The following is a 22,794-nucleotide window of genomic DNA, read 5'->3' on the forward strand; positions in this document are numbered from 1 at the left end:
GTTAAATAGTCGGTCATCGATAATTCAATCATTGATAAGTAATGAAAGCATGATCAAGGCGGATTGCTGTTGTTCTCAGTTGTTTGAAGGTCTTCGTGCTCATCGGTGAATTCTATTCACTTTACGAAACCATTTCCCGTTATCGCCCAGAAGCGGTAACGAGAGATGGTTTAGGGGACGTGATTGGATAGAGAATAACAGCGGATTAAACGCCGATAGCCACTTCGTCTAAGGCACGGAACACCGTGTCGTCGATATGCTCTTCATAAACTAACTTACAGACTTTACGACGAACCGCTAAGCCAGAGATTAATCGCTCGATTGAAAGGTGTTTATTGCGGTGCTGAGTATTATACAGCTCGATCACCTTACTCAACGTGCTGTAAGGTACGACGCAATCATCTACTTTTAGCCAATCGAGCTTATCAATCAATTCCTGACACTCTTCACGAATGGATGAAGGGGCATGCCCAGTCATGGCGGCTAAAGCCGTTATGCTTCGTTCTAGCGCCTCTGCTGAGGTATATTTGGATAAGGTTATGGTGATTTCATCTGCGTTGATCTCAACCAGATGCTTACGTAACTTTACTCGTCGCCCTAATCGACCACGAGGCGTCGACGGTTTACGTTGTATCGGTTCAAATTCACCATCAATAATTTCGGATAACTCTTGGAGCCTTTGTTTTGAAACCATTTCATTTCGCAATGGGTTCGGTAACGTTGGCGCCATATTACGCTTACCTGCATTAGTGGTCTTGGCGCGAGAATAACGCAGTACCTCTTCTACATCACATTTTATGGCAACTTGATAATCAACCACTTTACTTTGTTCAACCAGCTCACTGATCGTTAAATGGTAACCCCATAAATTAACCGTAAAATCACCGGTTTTATTTTGATCGTTAGACAATCGTCTTAACTCGCGGATCAGATCCATCGAAAAACGTCGCCATTCGATATTGCGAGCTAATTTCTGATTAAGCTCACTCAACATCATGGTATCGGTATGGCGACGTGACATTCTGCTACGAAAATACGAATAGAGTTGGAAGACTAATGTATGTTGTTTAAGAATTTCAGGTGGAAACAAGAAGAAATAGTCTTTGGTCATCAATTCTTCAAAAAATGAGGGCTCCCATACCAAAATATACAGATTGGGTTTAATGCGAATTTCACCATCGCTGCCTTCTGTGGGTGCTTCTTCAGACGCGGTGATCGTGCGTGCTAGAAAACGAAAACGATCACTTTTAAAGCCTTCAGGCATGTTCTCACTCAGCCAGCGACCGGTTAATTCGTGTAACTGAAAATCGGTAAATTCAATACGATCAATACTATCACGAATCGAGTCTCGCGCTGGACCACTGTCTTTTTTACCTCTCAACGACAAAATATCTGTGATATACAACGGAGTTTTATTAGGAACGTATTTCGCATTGAGCTGATAATCTTCTTGATGATGATCGTGATATTGTACTGTTAAGGTAAACAGAGCAAACAGGGTCATAAGATCATCGACCGTCATGATGTTTTTAGACGATCGCGTTTCAATCACAGCACGAGTTCCTGAGATAGATACCATCGATTTTTGATAACTTTTGCGTGTGCGTGGTGGTGCTAATGCTTGATCAATGATCCCTGCCCAGTTGGTTGGAGAGACAACAAATTGCTCAGCTTCGTCTTTCATTGCTGGAGGCGTATTAAGACCATGCTCATGTAACAAACGTTGGTTAACTTGTGTTTGTGCTAGTGCCTTTGAACGTTTACGTTTTTCACTTTGTTTTACGGATTCGGTGATGAGACTGGTTGAACCTAATACGGAGATCAGCTGATTAGGATTAACAAACTGATGAAGCATGGTTTTGCCTGCCAGACCTTCTTCAAAACGAACTGGGATCTGTTTAAATAGTCCAATGGCGACAGCGGCACGTAACCTTTGTTGAATGGCCGCTCTGGTCAACTGACCATCCGTTGCTTCGATCAATTCTGTTGTAGACACTAAACCATCTTTGCTGCGAAAGCCTCTAAGCGAGATTAAGTTTAACAATTCAATGATACTTTTAGTGACACCCTTGAAATGTTGATACTGTTCGATCCAGTCTACCGCGGTTTCTGAGACGACAAAAAGATGCCCATCTTTGTGGCTTCGTGGTGCTTTGATTAACAATTTTTCTTCTGATGCCATGATTATTTCCGTATCACACAAGCCGTAATATCGCCATAGTTCCAAGATCATAATCAAAAAAAGATCATAAATAAAGGAAAATTTCTGTTTTTTAAATAACTGATCTTTTTGATTATTCTGATCTATATTGATTAGTATGATCATATGATCTGGCAGGATTTTTACGGCTAACTTATTGTATTTAATTGATAAAAAAATAGTTCAGCAAGAAGCATGATCATGACTTATTCGCAACGATGATCAATGGTTATTAGAAAGCATGATCAAACGATCACTGAAGCGTGATCATGTGATAGACGAATCAATGATCATTATGATTTCGGATCAATGATCACGGTTTCTCTACAGGTTATCCACAGGCAGCTTATCGTTGAAGCCTATTTTCTCAAATTGATGGCTCATTGATACGTAAACATGACAGGAAGCATGATCACCAAATCGGTATTTTGAGATCTTTGATTAAAGCGCGTATCTATTTTCGATTCGGTTTTACCTTTTGGGTCCATCATTTTAACGGTCAGTGTTTATTTGTCTATTTTCCTGTGTTACGAAAGCATGATCATGTTGATTATGATGATTTTGCACGGTTTCTGTTGCTGATTTTATTGGTCATCGTGAAAGAGAGATAATCGATAAAGCCTGATTGCAACTGACGTCTTCCGTAAATTATCTGGTATTTATCATGCTTCCGGTGATTTTTCTTCACTTGATCATCTTTCCGATCTTGGATCCTGCGATTAACGGATCCGAATAAACGTGATTCGTCGATTTTCTTCCTTGATCATGTTTCCATCATAGGGGTTTTACCTAGGAAGCATGATCATCATTCAAGCCATGATCATGCTTCCTATTTTCTCCCTCCTCCATTCTTAAGATCGTACACAGTATTTAAGATGGATTTGAGTCTCGATAACCTTACTCAGTGGTTTTTGGTGAATATAAACCGAAATATTGAGAGTATAGATCTGCAAATAGCCTTGTAAGGTTGGTAGAATCATGCTGATGACCACATTGACGCGTTGTTTCACTATTTCAGGTTATGATTGAAATGACACCAACCGTAATTTATCGATGATGGATAATCGTTCCGATGATTACTAATCTTCAATTTTTAGGTCAAGTTTTATACGAAAGAGAGGTTTTATTATTGTGATAAGTCTATCTTGATTATTTTAAAGGGATTTTTAATGGTTTATATCCCTCCCCTCGTGGGTGGTTAGAAAAATGTGTGGTTTTATTACCTGATTAGGATGGTTTCTTTTGTGATATTTTTGTTGATGACGTTCCTTCTTCTTTTGGCTATTGATTGGATAATAATGGATAGCAGAGTTTACATTGTAAATAAGTGACGCTGTGACACTTTTATAGTTTTGCTTTTGTTGCCTGGGTTATCCGTAGAAATTAATCAAAAAAACTGTCAGCATTTTGTCATATGTTTCTCTATTGGTGTTATAAAATCTATTTATTGTGATTTCTGTCCTAAATTGTATGTTCACCTTTTTATTGTATTGTATGTTTATTGCTGTACAATTGTGGTCAGTAACGGATGATGAGAATGGCTATGAAAAGAGAACAAACGATAGAAAATCTCTACAGGCTCGCCGAGCAAACTCAGCAAGTGCAAGCAGATCGAATAGAGATTGTATTAGAAGAACGTCGCGATGAGCACTTCCCTCCGATGTCAAAAGCATTGATGGAAACACGTTCGGGCTTAACACGACGTAAACTTGATGAAGCGATTGCTAAACTAGAAGCCGCTGGTCATCAATTCACTAAAAATAATGCTAACCATTACTCGATTTCATTGGCTGAAGCACACATGCTTATGGATGCTGCTGGTGTATTGAAGTTTCACCAGCGTAAAAAAAATACTGAGAATAAGCCTTGGATCATTAATGTTCAAAACCAAAAAGGCGGAACAGGTAAGTCGATGACGGCGGTGCATTTAGCGGCTTGCTTAGCACTAAATTTGGATAAACGTTATCGCATTTGTTTGATTGACTTAGATCCGCAAGGGTCTTTACGTCTATTTTTGAATCCTCAAATTAGTTTGGCAGAACACAGTAATATCTATTCTGCCGTTGATATTATGCTCGATAATTTTCCCGAAGGGACCGAGATAGATACGGCATTTTTGAAAAAAAATGTGTTGCTGCCCACCCAATACCCGAATTTAAAAACCATCTCAGCCTTCCCTGAAGACGCCATGTTTAACGCTGAAGCTTGGCAATCACTGTCTAAAAATCAATCGTTAGACATTGTTCGTTTATTGAAAGAGAAGTTGATTGATAAAATTGCCGATGAATTCGACATTATCATGATTGACACTGGACCACACGTTGATCCTTTGGTGTGGAATGCTATGTACGCGTCAAATGCATTATTGATCCCTTGTGCGGCAAAACGTCTTGACTGGGCATCAACCGTGAATTTTTTCCAGCATTTGCCAACGGTTTATGAAATGTTTCCAGATGATTGGAAAGGGCTAGAGTTTGTTCGTTTAATGCCAACGATGTTTGAAGACGATAATAAAAAGCAAGTTTCTGTATTAACCGAGATGAACTATTTATTGGGCGAGCAAGTGATGATGGCTACTATTCCACGCAGCCGTGCTTTTGAAACTTGTGCTGATACCTACAGTACCGTGTTTGATTTAACGACGAGTGATTTTGAGGGCGGTAAAAAAACCTTAGCCACAGCGCAAGACGCGGTGCAAAAAAGCGCACTTGAGCTAGAACGTGTTTTGCATTCACATTGGCTTTCTTTAAATCAGGGGTAAGTAATTCATGGCCATAAAAACATCTGATCTGAACGCTAAATTGTTCGGTAAAGCCGATAAAAGACGGGCCTCTACCCCGCAAGAGGCACAAGCCGCCGCTAAAGCTCAAGCGCAGATCATTGAGTTAACCGTTGCCGGTGAAGCGATGGTAACTTTTGAACTTATTCGTATACCGGCTTCAGAAATTGATAGTCGCACTTCTGTTTTCACTCAAAATGCGCGTGAGCAATCGTTCCTTAATGAACATGCGTTGGCCGATATTCTCAATACGTTACGTGAGCGTGGGCAGCAATATCCGGCTGTCGGTCGTCGGCTTGAGAACGGACAAATTGAGATCCTAGATGGTAGCCGCCGTCGTAAATCGTGTTTGATTGCCAAGCAAGATTTTTTAGTTTATGTCGCTGATAATATCACTAGCGATCATGCTAAATTTTTGTCTGATGTAGCGAATGCACATAAGCCCTTATCTCTGTATGAAAAAGGCAAAGAAATGCAAGCTCAGCTTGATAGTGGAGCAGCAGAAGATCAAAAAGCGTTAGCTAAGATGTTTCAGTGCAGTGAGGCGTTAGTCAGCGGAGCGCTAAAGGCGGCTTCACTACCTCTAGCTCTGTTACAAGCTTACCCAAATGTGGTTGAACTTGGTCGACCGACCATCGTTAAATTACATAAGCAATTTAATGAATTAACACCTGATCAGCAAAAAGAGTTGTTGGATAAATGTCAGCAAGCCAATGGCTTTGTTTGGCAACACTGTCAGTCTCAAGGGGTTACTCGGATCACCAAAGAGGTCACAGAAACGATAGAATCTTGGATAGAGCAGCTTTCGCCACCGAAAAAAACGCTGAATAATAAAATTGAGCTGGTCAAAGGCCGAGTCAACTATCAGCGTAAAGGGCCGCTATTAACGCTGAATATCCAAAAAGTTGATGACCAATTGGCTCAAGAGATTTTAGACTTTCTCGAAAAGAAACTTAGCTAGCTCGCTATCGTTTTCTTTCAACATAAAAAAAGACAGCCCATTTTATGGGCTGTCTTTTTTTATGTTAAGTGTATGGACGATTATTGATTACGCAGACGCTGCCAGTAGCGTTCATAAATAACGAGCGCTTCTGGGCCTACATCGTTAATAAATTCGCCTTTTTGCATCTCTTCATCAGAAGGAAAAATCGACGGATTATTACGTAGTTCGTCCGCTAATAAAGCTCTTCCTGATTGCGTTGCGGATGCATAACCTAAACTGTTTACGATCTCAGCTTGATTCTCAGCTTGATACATAAAATTAATAAATTTATGGGCTAGTGCTTTATTATTACTACCGGAAGGAATAGTAAAGTTATCCATCCATAGTACAGCACCTTCTTCAGGCATCACGAAGGTAAGCTCTGGTAGCTCTTCTTGGCCTTGGAATGCGTTGCCATTCCACTGCATGCCTAGGGCGACTTCGCCAGAAACATAAGGTACATGCGGCGCATCAGAGTTATACAGCAATACATTACGTTTTAAGGCAACCAATGATTGATAAGCCTTTTCTATTTCTGCTTCGTTTTGGGTATTGATACTAAATCCATTCAGTTTCAGTGCCATACCAAATACATCACGCATATCATCAATCAGCATGACTTGACGGACATATTTCGGGTCCCACAGATCGGCCCAGCGAGAAATTCCGTTAGGCAAATAAGCAGCGTTGTAGCTAAGGCCAGTAATGCCCCAAATGTAGGGCAAAGAATACTGGTTCTTTGGATCATGCGCTTGACCTAATAACGATGGCATAGCATCTTTCATGTTTGGAATTTGTGCGTGATCCAATTCGCTCAATAGCCCTTCACGAGCCATTTTTTCAATAAAATAAGCGGAAGCAAAAACCACATCATATCCGCTGCCTTTAAGAAGTTTGAGCCTAGTGTACATGGATTCATTATTCTCGAAGGTTGAATAATGGATCGAAACGCCTTCTTGTGCTTCAAACTGTTTGAGTGATTTTTCTGGCAGGTAGCCACCCCAAGCGTAAACATTCAGTCTTTGTGCTTGCGCACTCACTTGAGCAGAAGTAATGACGGCTGCGAGGACCAATCCTTTGATGAAAGATTTCATTGCATTTTCGTTCCTTAAAGTCCAGCCCAATGCTGGTGTTCAGATGCATAATTAGTTAAATCGGTGTTTCAATAAAGCAAATATAATTTATCGTTAAGAACAATTATTTTAACCTTCTCAATTCTTTGGCTTAGCATTGATGTTTATTGTGTCGCGCATGCCGATACCGTATCCACTTTACCTTTTGTGCTACCATTGCCAAATCATGATGAAATGTGAATCTGTATGACGACTTTAACGACCGATTATCTTAACTACTTCCAATCTCTCCAACGCTGTGCACAACAGCGTAATCACCGCTTTGCCGTTTATCTGTCTGGTGAACTACCATGGAGTCGACATGTTCTTCAAGCATGGCTTGCAACAGTAGAGGAACATCATGTTGTACAACTTGGTGGTGTTCCGTTTTTCGCCGCTTCTTCGTTAGCGTATAACCAAGGACAGCGTCTTTTAGGTCAAGAATGTCATGTATTGATCACGGATTTTAGCCAAGGATTTGATGCTAATAGTTTTAGTGCTGCCTTAGGGACGTTAATTGGTGGCGGGCTTCTGTTTATTATCGGTCATCAGGTTAATCCTACCGCCGCTGATAATATTTGGCTTACTCGAGCACTTGAGCAGTTATTGATTGTTACCGAAAGCGATATTCCTGCCCTTCCTAAGTCTTTCCTTGTTCCTGAGTCATGCCATACCCAAGAACAAGCATTAGCGGTTGAGGCGATGCTTCGAGTGGTTACTGGACATCGTAAGCGCCCATTATTACTTACCGCCGATCGCGGTAGAGGCAAAAGTAGCGCTTTAGGTATCGCTGCTGCCAAATTAATGCAATCGCGAACGCTCAAGATCATCATTACAGCGCCACGCTTATCGGCGATTACTCCGGTGTTTTATTTTGCAGCGCAAGGTTTACCCGGTGCCAAGGTAAGTAAAGATAAAATTGATTATCAAGCCTCTCAATTACAGTTTATTGCTCCAGATGAGCTGGAGCAACATGAGCATGACTGTGATTTATTGTTGGTCGATGAGGCAGCAGCACTGCCGTTACCGTTTTTGTATCGTTTTGTTGAGCGTTATCATCGAGCGGTCTTTTCGACCACTATTCATGGCTATGAAGGTTGTGGGCGAGGTTTCACGCTCAAATTTCAACACTGGTTAGCACAGCATCGACCACAAACGCATTGTCTACATTTGGAGCAACCTATTCGCTGGGCTGCGCAAGACCCTCTAGAGACTTGGCATCGAGAGACCTTTCTCCTCAATTATGATTTACGGTCGGATTTAGCAGCGATCACGCTCGATAATATCGATTATTTTAGTGTATCGAAAACCGAGTTATTGGCGTCACCGGGTTTGTTAAAAGAGGCGTTTGGTTTATTGGTTAATGCCCATTATCAAACTTCGCCGAATGATCTTTTCCATTTGTTGAGTGACGAAAAATTAACGCTCTACGTTGCTAGCTATCAGCAGTGTCTGGTTGGGTGTCTCTTAGCGGTGCAAGAGGGCGGATTGGACCAAGAGTTAATTGAATCGATTCAGTTGGGTCAGCGTCGTCCTCGGGGGCATCTTGCCCCGATTACATTAGCCAATCAGATGGGAATAACGCAGGCAGCGCAGCAGCAATGTTGGCGAGTGATGCGAATAGCGGTTCATCCCCAGCGACAACATTTGGGTATTGGCAGCCAGTTACTGACTCACTTTATTGAACACCATCCTTGTGATTATGTTGCTACCAGCTTTGGTGCTACGCCGGAGCTTATCCATTTTTGGCAACGCAATGGTTTTCATAGCATCAAGTTAGGTTCACAACGTGATCAAGCGAGTGGCTGTTTTTCATTACTGATGATCTACGCTCGACACGTTGAATGGCTCTCTCAAGCTCGTCGGCAATTCCAAGCACATTTGCTCTATGAGTTGAAAGATAGTTTGCAGTACTTAGCTGCAAAGACGGTTTGTTTGTTATTGAGCGAAGCTAAAACCGAGAAGCGAATAACGTTGCCGGTTGATTTATTGACTCGTTACAGTATGGGTGGGGCGAATTATGAAAGTGTCGCAGTATGGATTGAAAAACTCCTCATTCATTCTGCTTTTCAATCCTCAATGGTGATCGAAGATTTATTGATTGAAAAAGTCATTCAACAGCGTACCTGGACAGAGTGTGCAGCCATTCATGGCTTTACCGGACGTAAACAAACAGAGCAAGTATTACGTCAGCAGCTCGCTCGGTTATTGAGTGATTTACAGTGTAAACTGAGCCTTCAATAAAACGAGGATTGAAATTTACACTGTAAACTGGAAAGCGTGTGACTGAGTCTACGAATTTAATCAATCCTCATTGGTATTGAGAGTAACTACTGACTACTTTTATAAGGGGTTGCTTATATTCGATTTCGATAAAAGGACGCAACCTCTTAATCATTAGACGCTCATTTTACTTAACGCTGCTGCTTAGCCATGGCTGTGATTGATCATTGTGAGATTACTGCACTGGTCGCCGACTTTAAGTGTTTGAGCTTGAAATCATGATCGATGATTTCGCTAGACGATAAAAGAAATTATTGTTGGGCGAGAACACCCTAGGAGTCATTATGGCTATTTCACGAAGGACGTTTCTTAAAGCAGGCGTTGGGGTTGGCGCAGTAGGTGCGGTGGGAGTTGGTTATCGGCAGATAAATAAAACCAAAACTCAAGCTAACATTGTCATTGTTGGAGGGGGAGCGGCCGGTATTGGTATTGCCAATCAATTGGGACATTATTTGGACGGCGCAACGATCACCGTGATAGAACCACGTGGTTTCCACTGGTATCAACCGGGCCAAACGTTATTACTTGCCGGTGCTTATACACAAGTCAGTGATGTGATTAGTCCCAATGAGCATTTTATTGATGCTAGTGTGCGTTGGGTTGAAGATTCAGTAATTGAGTATCGGCCTGAGCGAAATCAAGTGGTAACTGAAAATGGTCTGTTAGTGAACTACGACTATTTGATTGTCGCGACGGGTGTTGAACTTCGTTATGACTTAATTGACGGGTTTGATCCGCAAGAAATTGGCCAAAATGGGATAACGAGTATTTATTACAGCCCGCAGGCCGGAATCGCTAGTCATCAACAAGCTCAAGCATTTGCCCATAGCCAAGGTGGTAAAGCCGTCTTTACTCGACCGCAGGGGGCGATGAAATGCGCTGGAGCGCCAATGAAAGCGACCAACTTGGTGGAATACTTTGTTGCCCAAGCCGGTCATCGAGATAAATTTGTTTTTGACTATTTTACAGCAGAGAATTTCCTTTTCTCAGTTAAAGTATTTGACCAGCGGATACGTGAGATTTGGCAGCAACGCAGCATTGACTCACACTTTCAGCATACCTTAACCTCAGTCGATACGAGTAGAAAACAAGCCACATTCCAATTAGCGGACCAATCGACACACACCGTTGATTGGGACTTTATTCATGTTGCTCCGCCTATGACGGCCATAAAAACCATCAGAGAATCACCATTGGCAGATAACGAGCAATTTAAGGGCTACCTAGAGGTCGATCAATATACGATGCAGCATAAGCGTTACAGCAATATTTTTGGCTTGGGAGATAATGTAGGAACGCCAATCGGTAAGACGGCGGCGTCTGTTAAAACGCAAATTCCGGTGGTGACACAAAACTTAACGGCACTAATAAAAGATAAACCATTAATGGCGAAATGGGATGGTTACACGTCATGTCCGATGATCTTAGATGTGGGTCATGCAATGCTGTGGGAGTTTGACTTCACTCTCCAACCAATGACAGCGCTACCGTTTCAAGTCGTTGACCCTCTAAAAAGCAGTCGCTTTGCTTGGAAGGTAAAAGAATCTGTGATTAAACCGATTTACGATATGATGCTACGTGGTTACACACCGATGTAGATCATTTTCTAGGAAGAGAAACAACTCGCTACGTCTCTTTATCGCAAGACGTAGCGAGTGAGCTTCGGCAAGAATCAACCGGTTATATTCCCTTAAACTGATTAATCTTAGCGGCTAAATGAGTCATCTGTTTTTCTACGCCGATCACCGAATGTTCACCTTGTTGAGTCAGTTGTTCGGTGCGGCTACTTTGTTCATTTAAATTTTCTATGCTTTGATTAATTTCTACTACCGCTGCACTTTGTTCTTCAGCACCTTGAGCGATTTGTTGGTTCATTGAAAAGAGCGCTTGTAGAGTGGTGTTTAATGCTTGCACGTCTTTTACTGCTTGATGATGAGTGGTCAAACTGTGTTGGCTATTTTCATGCACGACTTCAATTTGTGTGGTCACTGAATTCGACGCCGATCGAAGCTTGTTGATGATGTCTTGGATCTCGGTGGTAGACTCACTAGTGCGTTGGGAAAGCGAACGCACTTCATCAGCAACGACCGCAAATCCTCGACCATGTTCTCCTGCCCTTGCGGCTTCTATCGCCGCGTTTAACGCTAACAAGTTGGTTTGCTCGGAAATAGAGCTAATCACTTCGAGAACGCGAAGAATATTTTCAATATGGTTGTTAAGCTGTTGCAGACTCTGCTGGCTGGTTGCCATATTCGAACCGAGTTGTTCTATATGGGTAAGGCTGCTGTGCATCGCAGAGAGGGCATTTTGTAATGAGCTATTGCCTTGCGCGGAAAGCTCGCCTGCATGGCTAGCGAGTCGTGTCGCTTCTTCGGTTCGTTCGGTAATATGTTGACTGGCCTGAGAAATGGTTCCTAAAGCACTACGCTGTTCCTCGGTGGCTTGATTGGTTTCTTTAGCGTTATGTTTCAATTGTAAAAATGCCACTTGCGATTCCGCTACAGTTTGATTAACAGAACTTAATGAATCTCTGAACCGCTCAATAAAGAGGTTAATTTTCTGCGATAAATTCGCTACCTCTGCACCATCAAAAATATTCACTTTGTGGTTTAAATCAAGATGCTGGGCAATATGATCAATCTCACTGCTTAGTTGTTGAATCGGTTTAGTTAACGCCGTAACGACAAAGTGCATGATCACTAAGGCAACGGCGATAAAAATTAATGTAAACAGGAGCGATTGAATAAATTGAGCCATGATTGGTGAGGTAATTTGAGATTTGGGTATTTCAACAACCACAAAACGGTCCAAATCCGCTAACCAATAAGATCCAATTAAATAAGCGTCTTGGTTGACGGTAAGTTCAGTAATAATGGGAGCGGTTTTACCCGCACTGATGGCTTGTTGCAGTTGCCCGCTGGTATGATTCGCTAACACAGAATCTTTGGGAGCGACTTGGATTTTTCCGTCGCTCGATGCCAGCATGGCTCGCCCATTAGAGCCTATCCTAAAGCTTTCGATCATACTGACCAAGCTACTAACGTTGAAGCCTAACCCGGCGACCACATAAGGTTGATTGGTTCGAGGATTGACTTGTGTACTGCGATAATTAATAAAAATAACGTATTGCCCACCTACTTGATCTTGGTTCATGTTCAATTCAATGGGTTTGTTTTTGCCGAGAAAGTTGGGATAGAAATCTTTAAAGGGGTAATCGGCAAGGCGAGTGGCTCGATGCTGACCATCATAAGTAAAAATATATTTTCCTTCTGCGCTATCTAAGACGGCAAAAGCATTGTCTGCTCCGAGTCGAGTCATCGCATTTTCTAATGCCTGATGAGCCACGGCGGGATTAGCAATGGATTTTTGTTCCGCGCTCCAATCCAGCAAACCTGAATGATGAGCAAGAAAATTCGATCCTGTGATCGCCGGTTGTAGCTGATTACTGATTTCAAAAGCGAGTCCGCGTAATTGACTCGGCAGAGTGTGCGACTTAAGCTCATTCAATTGATCATTTGATGTGCGGATTGCCTGTTGCCCCATGGCAATCAATGTACAAGTCACCAGTATGACGGATAGAACCCAGTTAATTCTGCGACGAATTGATAGCGTTTTCCAATACATAACATAAGCCTCATTTATTATTATTAACCAACCTATAGATAATAGTGTTTGTTTACTAAAGTGAGTAATAAATGAACGAAAATATAGTTAACTATTCAGTAACATTCTGATGTGACGACGATTTTTAATCATAAAAAGGTTAATCCAACAGCAGTGAATGATCTTATTCTCTGTATTCGCGTAAAGGTTTAGCTAACCCTATCCATCTCTGAAGCAAGGATCTGATCACGGCATGAATTTCAAAACGGTTCGATTACTATTAGGCGATCAGCTCAATGCTCAACACTCTTGGTTTAAGAAAGTGGATGATGATGTACTGTACATTATTGCTGAACTTCATCAGGAAACGGACTATGTGACTCATCACATCCAAAAAGTCGTCGCGTTTTTTTTGGCGATGCAAGAATTTGCTAAAGCAAGGCAGGAAGAAGGTCATCAAGTCGTTTACCTGACCCTCGATGAGACACAGAATTTTAGTGATCTACCACAATTAATCGCGCACTACGTACAACAGACTGGAGCCATGAGCTTCGAGTATCAGCGCCCTGATGAGTATCGTTTACTTGCACAGCTCGCAAACTTACGTTTTGCTAATACGGTTATTGGTTGTGTCGATAGCGAGCACTTTTTGCTGCCGTTTGAAGAGATTGAACAACATTTCCCTAAAGGCAAGCATAAAATGATGGAGCATTTTTATCGGCGGATGCGACAACGTTTTACGGTTTTAATCGAAGATGGCAAACCGCTTGCTGGTCAATGGAATTTTGATGCCAGTAACCGCAATAAATTAAAAGCACAAGATATTGCTCAGTTACCAGAACCTTTGCTGTTCAAAAATAACCCATCGGACGTTCTTGCACGCCTAAATCGACATGGAATACAAACGATAGGGCACTTAAAGGGCGATTTGTTTTGGCCAATTAATCGCGCGCAGAGTTTGACATTGCTTGCTCATTTTTGCCAAGTGTGTTTACCACGCTTTGGCCAATTTCAGGATGCGATGACCCATCTGCATCCTGCGCAATGGAGTCTTTATCATAGCCGATTGTCCTTTGCTCTTAACAGTAAGCTCTTACATCCTAAAGAAGTGATTGATGCAGCGGTTGCGGCTTATCAGCGTGAGAGCCAGATCGATCTTGCCCAAGTGGAAGGCTTTGTTCGCCAAATCCTAGGCTGGCGTGAGTACATACGTGGCATCTACTGGGCCAACATGCCGCACTATGCTCAGCTCAATGCACTTCAGGCCACCTCCCGCTTACCTAGCTATTTTTGGACGGCAAAAACCAAAATGCATTGTATGCAGCGAGCGATCGGTCAATCACTCGATTTTGCTTATGCACACCACATTCAGCGTCTGATGGTGACGGGAAACTTCTGCTTATTAACTGGAATCAATCCCGATGAAGTCGATGCTTGGTATTTAGGTGTTTACGTCGATGCCATTGAGTGGGTTGAGATGCCAAATACACGGGGAATGGCTTTATTTGCCGATGGTGGCATCGTCGGGACTAAACCGTATGCGGCTAGCGGTTCTTATATTAATAAAATGAGCGATTATTGTAAGACCTGTTTCTATGATAATAAAGCCCGCAGTGGTAAGGCTTCCTGTCCATTCAATAGCCTTTATTGGCGATTTATGCATCAGCAGCGTGATCGTTTAGCAGTCAATCCCCGTATTGGAATGTTGTATCGCTCATGGGACAACATGACGGATCAGCAGCGAGCGGATATCTTACAGACGGCAGAATACTACGTGAGTCACCTGGAGGAGTTATAATGGATATTTTGGTGGTTGGCGCAAATGGTGGAATCGGTTTAGCCATCGTAAAGCAGTTATTATTGGCCTTACCTGAAGCGAATATTCATGCGACTTATCATCGCCAATGCCCCGATTTCACCTCTCAACGTGTCACTTGGTCTCAGTTGGATGTTACTCAAGAATCTGACGTTGCTTTATTCAGTCAGCGTTTTTCGACACTGGATTGGTTAATTAACGCGGTAGGTATGCTGCATGCTCAAGATCAGGGTCCAGAGAAGAATTTGCAAGCATTGAATAGTGATTTTTTTATGCAAAATATTACCATTAACACCTTGCCTACGCTGTTATTGGCCAAGTATTTTTCGCCGCTGATGAAAGCCAGTGATGCTGCTAAGTTTGTGACTATTTCTGCCAAAGTGGGCAGTATTAGTGATAACCGTCTTGGCGGATGGTACAGCTATCGGGCCTCTAAAGCCGCACTGAATATGCTGCTGAAAACTCTCTCTATTGAGTGGCAGCGCACGATTAAACGAGGTGTCGTCTTAGCGCTACATCCAGGAACCACCGATACGCCGCTGTCTAAGCCTTTTCAAGCCAACGTACCCGCCGATAAGCTATTAACGCCAGAGCAGGCTGCACAGCATCTGGTTGAGTTAATCATTCAAGCGAATTTGCAGCAAACAGGACAGTTTTTGGCTTATAACGGAGAGCGCTTGCCATGGTAATCACGTTCTGTCCATTCTACAGACGCTAGGCTGAGTCTTAACGTTTTATCTTAAAACAGATAGAGGGTTTTCGCTATCTTGACCGAGTTGGCGTATGATGCGTTCATCGCCTTTATTATTGACCTTTATGACTAAATCAATTCCTATCCATACCGAACTCAATCCTGATCCATCTTCGTCAATTACCTGTTCCACTTGTCAGGCTTGTTGCTGCCGATTAGAAGTCATGCTCATTAGTGACACAGGGGTTCCTAAGCAGCACGTCGCGGTTGATCGCTGGGGCGGAGAAACGATGCGTCGTTTGGATGACGGATGGTGCTCGGCGCTCGATCGTGAAACTTTTATGTGTACTATTTATGAATTGCGCCCTTGGGTTTGTCGTGCCTTTGAAATGGGCGAATATGAGTGCAGAGAAGAAAGAGATTTATTTCTTTAATGTTTAGCTTATGGATTTAACTTGTTTTTAAACCATAAGCTGAGAAGGTTATCTTAACGTTAACCTTGACCATGCTTGATTGTCACCGTGACTCTGTTAGGTTGTTAAGTGAGGCGGCTTGTAGATCAATTGATTTCTTCCTCGTCGCTTGGCTTCATACAACATGTCATCTGCTCGATTCACCAAGGTGGAAATATCTTGATAGCCACAAAATAGCCCAACACTGATCGTGACTGAGAAGGTGTGTTGATTATGGCTAAAGGATAAACTCGCGACCTGCTTGATGAGTTGTTCGAGCTTCTCAATGACTATCGGAAACGCTTGTTTAGAATAGAGACAAAATTCTTCACCACCAAAACGTGCTACCAGTTCGTTATCTTCATGATTAAAAATGTCTTGCATACATTGAGCAACAGATTGTAGGACTTGATCTCCCATGGCATGACCGTATAAGTCATTCACTTTTTTAAAATGATCCAGGTCTAGCATCGCAATACTGATCAGGTTTTTCGTTGTATAAATATGGTCAAAAAAGAAGCGTCGATTCCACAATCCAGTTAATACATCTTTATTGGCCAGATAGAACATCCGATCGTTAGAATCCTTTAAATTTAATAAATTATTCACCCGACAATAGAACTCATCTTGATTAAAGGGTTTATGCAGAAAATCATTTGCTCCGGCTTTAAGAAATTGTGAGGTAATAGAGCGATCATTACTTGCCGAAACCCCAAGCAGCATAAATTTATGGCGTGGGTACAAGGCTAGAGTTTCTTGGATCATCGTGACGCCATTTTTAATCGGCATATCATGATCGACAATCACGAGCGTGATTTGTGGATGCTGTTTCAGTATTTCTAAGCCTTGTTGACCATTCTCGGCTTCTAAACAATGAATATAACAACGCTGTAATAATTGACACATATGACGCCGTACCATCACCGAATCATCAACCACTAAAGCGGTATGGGTTAAGTTGTTAATCAAGCGATCAATGAGTGGCGCTAAATAAGCGACAGATGCAACGCTGTCTTTAAGGATGTAATCGAGTATCCCTTTGTTGACGAGTCGTTGACGAATGTCTTCATTTACATGAGCAGTGAGAACAATGCTAGGGATGTTTTTTTCGATCAGAAGATCGACGATTTCTCCATCTTGCGCATCGGGTAAACAGTAATCTAATACCGCACAGAGTATATTGGTCGACTCTGGAGCGTCGAGTAAACGACGTGCCGATTGGTAGTCATCAGCAATCATCAACTCTACTTCTAGTTTTGAAAGAAGGGCAGTTAAGTAATTTCGATAAGCTCGACTGTCTTCAACGATGAGTACGGAATGTTGCACAATAATACTCCCAATGGTTCTAATCGGACGCTGTTCCCATGTCTATCGGGTATTACCTGAGCCATTAATCGAAATTAGCCAACTTTGTCTATAAGAGTCGACACGTTATTCGCTTTTTATTGTTCCCTTTCTCAACTCGACGGTTGCAACGTTTAATTATCAAGATAGGCATTTTTAATGAAGCGATATCAGTTTTGGTCAAAGACTCTGAATCCAATCACCTCGCTTATCAAGGTGATTGGAGATTCACTCACTGGTTGCTTATCTGCAACGCTTAACCGTTTGGTTATCGCTGACGGTTTGTGACTCAGTGATGATCAGAGTCAGTAATTTACACTGTAAACACCTTAAACTTTAAAGCGCCCGACCAAGTTATACAGCTCATGCGCACGGCCATTAAGATCTTGGCTACTGGCTTTGTTTTCATTAGCCAGATCGGCAGACTGACTACTTTGGTCAGAAATGACCACAATCCGTTCGGAGATTTCTTGGCCAACAATACTTTGTTCTTCAGTCGCGGTGGCAATTAATGAGTTCATATCCATGATCACACCGATCGATTGCTGAATGCTTTCCAGCGCTTTTGCTGCTTCGCTGGCTTCTTTGACCGTCGATGTGCTGCGGTGTTGACTGGAGTCCATCGCTTTCACGGCGTTGTCTGAAGCAGACTTTAACTGCTGAATCATGTTATGGATGTCTTCCGTACTGTCTTGGGTACGGCTGGCCAATTTACGAACTTCATCTGCCACAACGGCAAAGCCTCTGCCTTGATCGCCAGCTCGTGCGGCTTCAATTGCAGCGTTCAAGGCCAGTAAATTGGTTTGTTCAGCAATATCTTGAATAACCACTAAAGAGCTGGAAATATTTTTGACATCGCCTTCGAGTTTAGAAATTACGGTACTGGCCTCGGCAACCTCTTTGGCTAAGGCTTGTACTGATCGAGCCGCAGATTCGACAATCTTATGCGCTTCTTGAGCATTATCTTCCGCTTGTCTGGCCGAATTGGCTGCTTGATTGGCATTATTAGAGATCTCTTGAGCGGTCGTTGTCATTTCAGTCATCGCGGTGGCGACCTGCTCGGTCTCTTCGCGCTGTCCAGTGGCAATGATGTCCACTTGAGCAGCGCGTTGCGTCATGGTGTCGGTTTCTGCAACCACTTGTTGTCCGAGTTGATGGACGCGTTGGATGATCCCTTGCAGGCTGGTCACAAACACATTGAAGTTACTGCTTAAACGGGCAAATTCTGGAATAGTGAAGCTTTCCATCCGAGCGGTGAGATCGGCATCGCCACTGGCAAAAGAGCGAATCGATTCATCCAGCATATCCAGTGGGCGCATAATGCTACGATTTAAGAACAGCGCCATGACTCCGACAATAATGACAATAACAGTGGCAATCGTCGTTAATGTCCAAAGGCTTTGAGTCAGTTGTTGCTGAGCCCGCTTTTCCATGGCCGCAATTTCTGCATCGACATCATCAGTATAAAACCCAGTACCTATGGTTAAATCCCATTGAGGAATATAAATCGAGTAGCTAAGTTTAGGTAAAGGTACGGATTCCCCAGGCTTTGGAAAATAGTAGATGGAAAATTCATCTTTTCTCGCGTTATTAATGATATCTCGAATTAAAAAGTTACCTTGGGCATCGGTCATATTGATGAAGTTATTGCCTAATCCAGCTTTGCTCTGACCAAGGAGAAGTCGAGTCCCTTTACTGTCATAACCAAAAATATAACCATCAAGCCCAAAGCGAATCTCTCGTAAGATGGTCAGAGCTTCCTCTAAAGGCGCTTGACGACGCAGTAATGGCTCGATTGCGGTACGCGAAATCTCCAAATAAGATTTCAGCTCGTTTTTTTTCATCTCCATCATCGCAAGGCGAGTGTTATTCATCTGCCCTTGAGTCAAACTGCGCGTTTCTGCGAAGGTTGAATAGATCATACTTAAGGCAATCAGTAATAAAGGCACAATCGACAAGATATAGAGGCGCTGGCGTATGGTTAGATTCATGGTGTTTTCCATCTTTCATGATAATTAAGTTCAAACCAACTGAGACCATTTTGCCTGCTTGATCATTTCGTGGCGTGAGAATGATTGGTTATCTTATCGATATCATTGTCAGCGATGCAGGCTATTACCATAATACTAGTGCAGATATTTAACGGTGAATGAAAGATTACTATGTGGTGTCTCACATTTTTATGGTTATCAAAGAGCGGGGACTCGATATCACTTGCTCAAGAAGCCGGACCTTGTGGTCATCTGATGTTCACAGCGCTATACGGTGAGAGCAATCCAAGAGCAAGAATCGATGTTTTTGTGTTTCAACACTCTGCCTCTCCTATGCTATAATCCGTGCCCATTTATCGGTAAGAGCCTTAAGCCCCATGAGTTTAAAAAACGATCTGCAAAAATTACACAGCCGCCTTGATACTTGTTCTCATAAGTTAGAATCGGCCAAGACTCGCGGTGACAGCGCTATGGTGAGTAAGTTTACGGATGACGTTGATCAGTTGACCAAACAAATTAATAGTTTGAAGAACAAAGCAGAATATGAGCTAAACAAAGAGCGCAAAATGCTGGCGGATATGCCGTTTTATCGTGAGTTGACTAAAGAAGAGCAGGCCGATTTAGGGAAGCTGAAAAAATCCGTTAAAGGGCTTGTTATTGTTCATCCTACCACCAAAATTGGTAAAGCCTTACGGGTCGAAGTGATGACTGGTTTTGCGCCTAAACCATTTTAATCGACGGTCGGCCTACTTGTTATAATCCAATCAGTAGGCCGAGGTTCGAGATATTTTAATATCCCATTAACTGTAATAAGTTTTCTGCGGTATGCATCGCTTCCTTACGGTTGGCGATATTCAGCTTTTGATACAGGTTACGAATATGCGTTTTGATGGTCGTTCCTGCCACATCAAGCTCTTGAGCAATCTGCTCATTACTAAAGCCTGAATAAATTAACCCAAGCACTTGCCACTCACGTTGAGTGAGCGGACTGGTTCTAACCAGCTCAGGGATATTGGGATGGTTAATCAGCTTTTCGACAAATTCTTCATCAAAATGAATGGAGCGGCTGCGCTGAGAGGTTGATATCTCCTTAATCAATAGCTGGGCGCGATGGCGCTCTAGATCGCCTAATTCTCCGCGGTGAACCATTTTTTCCAGTAAATGGCCAATTTTTTGTCCATCGATCAGAAAATTACCCACCATGCCCGTTTGATTGGTGAGGCGTAGAGCCTCTTTGAGCTTATCACGAGCGAGTTCATCATCATTGCCGAGCGCGGCGAGCGTGGCTTCAACAATTAAGTTGCGATTTAAGTCGGTCAGTAGTTGGTACTCACTCGCTTGCTGTTGTAAAAATGCTAAGGTTTGTTTCGCTTCCGGATACTGTTCGAGGCAAATTTGTGCGCGAGCAATATTGCGCCATTGCAGTTGGAAAAAATGGTTATAAGCTTTTTCTGGTCGATGGGTAGTGGTCAACCAATGTTCTATCGCGGTTTTATCCCCACGAGCTTGCCAATACAATAATAACGATAATGAGGCGTTCGCCGTCCAGTCGACATGATACTGTGATTGTTTGATCAGGTGATGGACTTGCTCGATATAACGCCCGGCTTTATCCAGCTCTCCACGGCCAACCGCGATACGTGCCAACATTGAATAACTGTGTAAATGTTGACTCGGTGAATGTTGACCAAGCACTTCTAACCCCTTGTGGGCACACTCTTCTGCTTCATCTAAACGATTCCAACACCAGAGAATTTGGGCGCGAATACGCAGTAAAAACTCATGTAAGGGAACTTGGTGTAAATGCTGCTCCTCCACCAGCTTGAAGGCGTTATCTTGCACTTCGAAAGCCGCTTGCACGTAGCCCTGAGCAATTAAGATTTCGCTCTGTTGCAATAAGGCCCAGAGCGCTTGATGGTAGACTTGATATTGCCGTGCCAGTTTTTCGGTTTGTTGCATCATTGATAGCGCACGACTGAGGTGACCAAGAACGTGGTTCACTTCTCCAACAACCGATGTGGCAACAATGCGGCTTCGATACACGGTGCTGTCTAATTGGCTTAATGCCAGTTCAGCGAGGGTTAAGGCTTTCTCGGGCTCATTTTTGTTGATTGCGACTTGAGCCAATAGCGCATTAAACTCACCTTGCTGTTTACTACTGAGTTCGACGTTCAGCGCTTGCATCTCTTTTTCTGCCTGTTCAAGCATCGCGCCCACGGTATCGTAGCGATGTTGGCTTTGTGCCAACCAAGCTTGCAGTAAACAGAGTTTGGGTTCTTTATAAAGCTGTTGTGGCGCGAGGAGATTAATGGCCGACTCAAGGACATTAAGCTCACCTTGGTTGAACATTTTCCAACCATGTTGAGTCAAAATACTCGCTAAAAGATCGGTATCCTGCGCTAAGTTAGCATGACGTAAGGCTTGATGTGGGGTAGAGGCTTCAAGCCAGGCGCGCGCGGCGGAGCGATGTAATTCTTGCTCTTGCTGAGGGATCCGTGCCATGCGTTGATGGGCAAGAAATTCAGCAAATAAATTATGAAAGCGATACCAGTTGTGATCTCCTTCTAACGGATAGATAAACAGACCATACCGATTGAGTGATTCAATCATACTTAGGGCATCGTCTCGTTGTGTTAAGGCGCTGACTAAGCTGTCGTTAAAGTGATCCAATACCGAGCACTGCATCAGAAAGTGGCGTGTTTCTTTATCCAGTAAATCAAACACTTCTTCAACTAAGTAATCCCATAAATGGGCATGGTTAAAATGAGCGACCGATTCAACCGACTGGGCTAAGGTGCGCTTTTGATGTTGTGCTTGTAAGGCGATAAGTTGTAATGCTGAAGGCCAACCTTCAACATAATTACGCAGGTTGAGGGCGGTGACGTCATCAATACCTTCCACGACACGCTGGTTGAAAAAACGCGTGGTCTCTTCGGTATCAAACGCCAGCAACTCATTACCTATCTCTATCATTAAATCACGTACACGCAGATTCGCTGTGCCCAGCGGCGGTGTCATGCGGCTGGTGACGACTAGGGTGAGATTATCTGGCATATGTTTCAGGAAAAAGCGCATCGCTTCGTGAATCTCATCATCACTGATCAGATGATAATCATCCAGCACGACAAAGCATTCTTGATCAAACTGAGAAATCTCAGCAAAAACTTCGCTAAACAGTGAGTGGGGCGATGAAAATTGGCGTCGTTCTGCCAATTTTTGCGCATTAGGGCAGCTTTGTTGAGTCGCTTTATTCATCGCTTGCAGTAAGTAATTCATGAAGCGAAAAGGATCATTATCACTTTCATCAATACTGTACCAGCCGACATTCGGTTTATCGGCAAGCCATTGAGCGGCCATGGTGGTTTTGCCATAACCCGCTGGAGAGCGGAAAAGGACCAACTTATAACAAGGGGCCTTTTGCAGGAGTTCTAAAACGCGCGGACGGACAATCGCGTTGTGTAGCCGTCCTGGGCGAGTTAATTTCGATGGAATCCACATGATATTTGTCCCGTCATCGTTAATGACAGGGATGTTACTGGAA

14 protein-coding genes are annotated in these 22,794 nt (G+C 43.0%); 8 read left to right on the forward strand and 6 right to left on the reverse strand.

Features of this window, described 5'->3' with window-relative positions:
• Window positions 1-205 precede the first annotated feature (205 nt).
• Window positions 206-2,182 carry a replication initiator protein RctB domain-containing protein gene (locus CAG58_RS07235; RefSeq protein ID WP_161426039.1) on the reverse strand — a complete coding sequence of 659 codons (1,977 nt, stop codon included), beginning with the start codon at window positions 2,180-2,182 and terminating at the stop codon, window positions 206-208.
• Between the two features lie 1,561 nt (window positions 2,183-3,743).
• Here CAG58_RS07235 and CAG58_RS07240 point away from each other — a divergent pair.
• Window positions 3,744-4,961 carry a ParA family protein gene (locus tag CAG58_RS07240; protein WP_040905504.1) on the forward strand — a complete coding sequence of 406 codons (1,218 nt, stop codon included), beginning with the start codon at window positions 3,744-3,746 and terminating at the stop codon, window positions 4,959-4,961.
• A 7-nt stretch (window positions 4,962-4,968) separates the two neighbouring features.
• On the forward strand, window positions 4,969-5,940 hold the full coding sequence (locus CAG58_RS07245) for a ParB/RepB/Spo0J family partition protein (protein ID WP_004396835.1): 972 nt from the start codon (window positions 4,969-4,971) through the stop codon (window positions 5,938-5,940).
• 80 nt (window positions 5,941-6,020) lie between these two features.
• On the opposite strand, the gene CAG58_RS07250 is transcribed toward CAG58_RS07245, so the two are convergent.
• Window positions 6,021-7,055 carry an ABC transporter substrate-binding protein gene (locus CAG58_RS07250; RefSeq protein ID WP_004396834.1) on the reverse strand — a complete coding sequence of 345 codons (1,035 nt, stop codon included), beginning with the start codon at window positions 7,053-7,055 and terminating at the stop codon, window positions 6,021-6,023.
• A gap of 225 nt (window positions 7,056-7,280) precedes the next feature.
• Between CAG58_RS07250 and CAG58_RS07255 the strand changes: the two genes are divergently transcribed.
• Window positions 7,281-9,317: a tRNA(Met) cytidine acetyltransferase TmcA gene (locus CAG58_RS07255; protein WP_161424992.1), complete on the forward strand. Its 2,037-nt coding sequence runs from the start codon at window positions 7,281-7,283 to the stop codon at window positions 9,315-9,317.
• Window positions 9,318-9,640: 323 nt separating this feature from the next.
• Window positions 9,641-10,954: an NAD(P)/FAD-dependent oxidoreductase gene (locus tag CAG58_RS07260; RefSeq protein WP_161424994.1), complete on the forward strand. Its 1,314-nt coding sequence runs from the start codon at window positions 9,641-9,643 to the stop codon at window positions 10,952-10,954.
• 82 nt (window positions 10,955-11,036) lie between these two features.
• Here CAG58_RS07260 and CAG58_RS07265 read toward each other — a convergent pair whose 3' ends face one another.
• Window positions 11,037-12,980, reverse strand: coding sequence for a methyl-accepting chemotaxis protein (locus CAG58_RS07265; RefSeq protein WP_004396831.1), 1,944 nt, complete (start codon window positions 12,978-12,980; stop codon window positions 11,037-11,039).
• A gap of 232 nt (window positions 12,981-13,212) precedes the next feature.
• Between CAG58_RS07265 and CAG58_RS07270 the strand changes: the two genes are divergently transcribed.
• The 3 genes from CAG58_RS07270 to CAG58_RS07280 all read left to right on the forward strand — a co-directional run bounded on the left by CAG58_RS07270 (window position 13,213) and on the right by CAG58_RS07280 (window position 15,900).
• Window positions 13,213-14,757 (forward strand): cryptochrome/photolyase family protein, encoded by a 1,545-nt coding sequence (locus CAG58_RS07270; protein ID WP_161424991.1) that lies wholly within the window; start codon window positions 13,213-13,215, stop codon window positions 14,755-14,757.
• On the forward strand, window positions 14,757-15,464 hold the full coding sequence (locus CAG58_RS07275) for an SDR family oxidoreductase (protein WP_004396829.1): 708 nt from the start codon (window positions 14,757-14,759) through the stop codon (window positions 15,462-15,464). Before CAG58_RS07270 ends, CAG58_RS07275 begins: the two co-directional genes overlap by 1 nt.
• Window positions 15,465-15,591: 127 nt before the next feature.
• Window positions 15,592-15,900, forward strand: a complete 309-nt coding sequence (locus CAG58_RS07280; RefSeq protein WP_161424993.1) for a YkgJ family cysteine cluster protein — start codon at window positions 15,592-15,594, stop codon at window positions 15,898-15,900.
• Window positions 15,901-15,996: 96 nt separating this feature from the next.
• Here the strand turns inward: CAG58_RS07280 and CAG58_RS07285 are convergent, their stop codons facing one another.
• Entirely contained in the window at window positions 15,997-17,244 is a 1,248-nt protein-coding gene (locus tag CAG58_RS07285) for a GGDEF domain-containing response regulator (RefSeq protein ID WP_154170816.1), read from the reverse strand.
• Between the two features lie 347 nt (window positions 17,245-17,591).
• On the reverse strand, window positions 17,592-19,253 hold the full coding sequence (locus CAG58_RS07290) for a methyl-accepting chemotaxis protein (RefSeq protein WP_161425815.1): 1,662 nt from the start codon (window positions 19,251-19,253) through the stop codon (window positions 17,592-17,594).
• Between the two features lie 377 nt (window positions 19,254-19,630).
• Here CAG58_RS07290 and CAG58_RS07295 point away from each other — a divergent pair, with 377 nt between their 5' ends.
• A complete protein-coding gene (locus CAG58_RS07295) occupies window positions 19,631-19,987 on the forward strand; it encodes a YibL family ribosome-associated protein (RefSeq protein ID WP_161425816.1) in 357 nt (118 codons plus the stop codon).
• A gap of 55 nt (window positions 19,988-20,042) precedes the next feature.
• Here the strand turns inward: CAG58_RS07295 and malT are convergent, their stop codons facing one another.
• Window positions 20,043-22,751 (reverse strand): HTH-type transcriptional regulator MalT, encoded by a 2,709-nt coding sequence (malT, locus tag CAG58_RS07300; protein ID WP_004396825.1) that lies wholly within the window; start codon window positions 22,749-22,751, stop codon window positions 20,043-20,045.
• Between the last annotated feature and the right edge of the window lie 43 nt (window positions 22,752-22,794).

The organism is Vibrio sp. V31_P5A7T61 (genome assembly GCF_009904895.1).
In the GTDB taxonomy this organism is placed as follows: Bacteria; Pseudomonadota; Gammaproteobacteria; order Enterobacterales; family Vibrionaceae; genus Vibrio; species Vibrio metschnikovii.

Coding starts and splice junctions, on each gene's coding strand:
- CAG58_RS07240 (WP_040905504.1), top strand. CDS start 3,744: ATGAAAAGAGAACAAACGATAGAAAATCTCTACAGGCTCGCCGAGCAA.
- CAG58_RS07245 (WP_004396835.1), top strand. CDS start 4,969: ATGGCCATAAAAACATCTGATCTGAACGCTAAATTGTTCGGTAAAGCC.
- CAG58_RS07280 (WP_161424993.1), top strand. CDS start 15,592: ATGACTAAATCAATTCCTATCCATACCGAACTCAATCCTGATCCATCT.
- CAG58_RS07295 (WP_161425816.1), top strand. CDS start 19,631: ATGAGTTTAAAAAACGATCTGCAAAAATTACACAGCCGCCTTGATACT.
- malT (WP_004396825.1), bottom strand. CDS start 22,751: ATGTGGATTCCATCGAAATTAACTCGCCCAGGACGGCTACACAACGCG.
- CAG58_RS07255 (WP_161424992.1), top strand. CDS start 7,281: ATGACGACTTTAACGACCGATTATCTTAACTACTTCCAATCTCTCCAA.
- CAG58_RS07290 (WP_161425815.1), bottom strand. CDS start 19,253: ATGAATCTAACCATACGCCAGCGCCTCTATATCTTGTCGATTGTGCCT.
- CAG58_RS07270 (WP_161424991.1), top strand. CDS start 13,213: ATGAATTTCAAAACGGTTCGATTACTATTAGGCGATCAGCTCAATGCT.
- CAG58_RS07250 (WP_004396834.1), bottom strand. CDS start 7,055: ATGAAATCTTTCATCAAAGGATTGGTCCTCGCAGCCGTCATTACTTCT.
- CAG58_RS07235 (WP_161426039.1), bottom strand. CDS start 2,182: ATGGCATCAGAAGAAAAATTGTTAATCAAAGCACCACGAAGCCACAAA.
- CAG58_RS07260 (WP_161424994.1), top strand. CDS start 9,641: ATGGCTATTTCACGAAGGACGTTTCTTAAAGCAGGCGTTGGGGTTGGC.
- CAG58_RS07265 (WP_004396831.1), bottom strand. CDS start 12,980: ATGTATTGGAAAACGCTATCAATTCGTCGCAGAATTAACTGGGTTCTA.
- CAG58_RS07275 (WP_004396829.1), top strand. CDS start 14,757: ATGGATATTTTGGTGGTTGGCGCAAATGGTGGAATCGGTTTAGCCATC.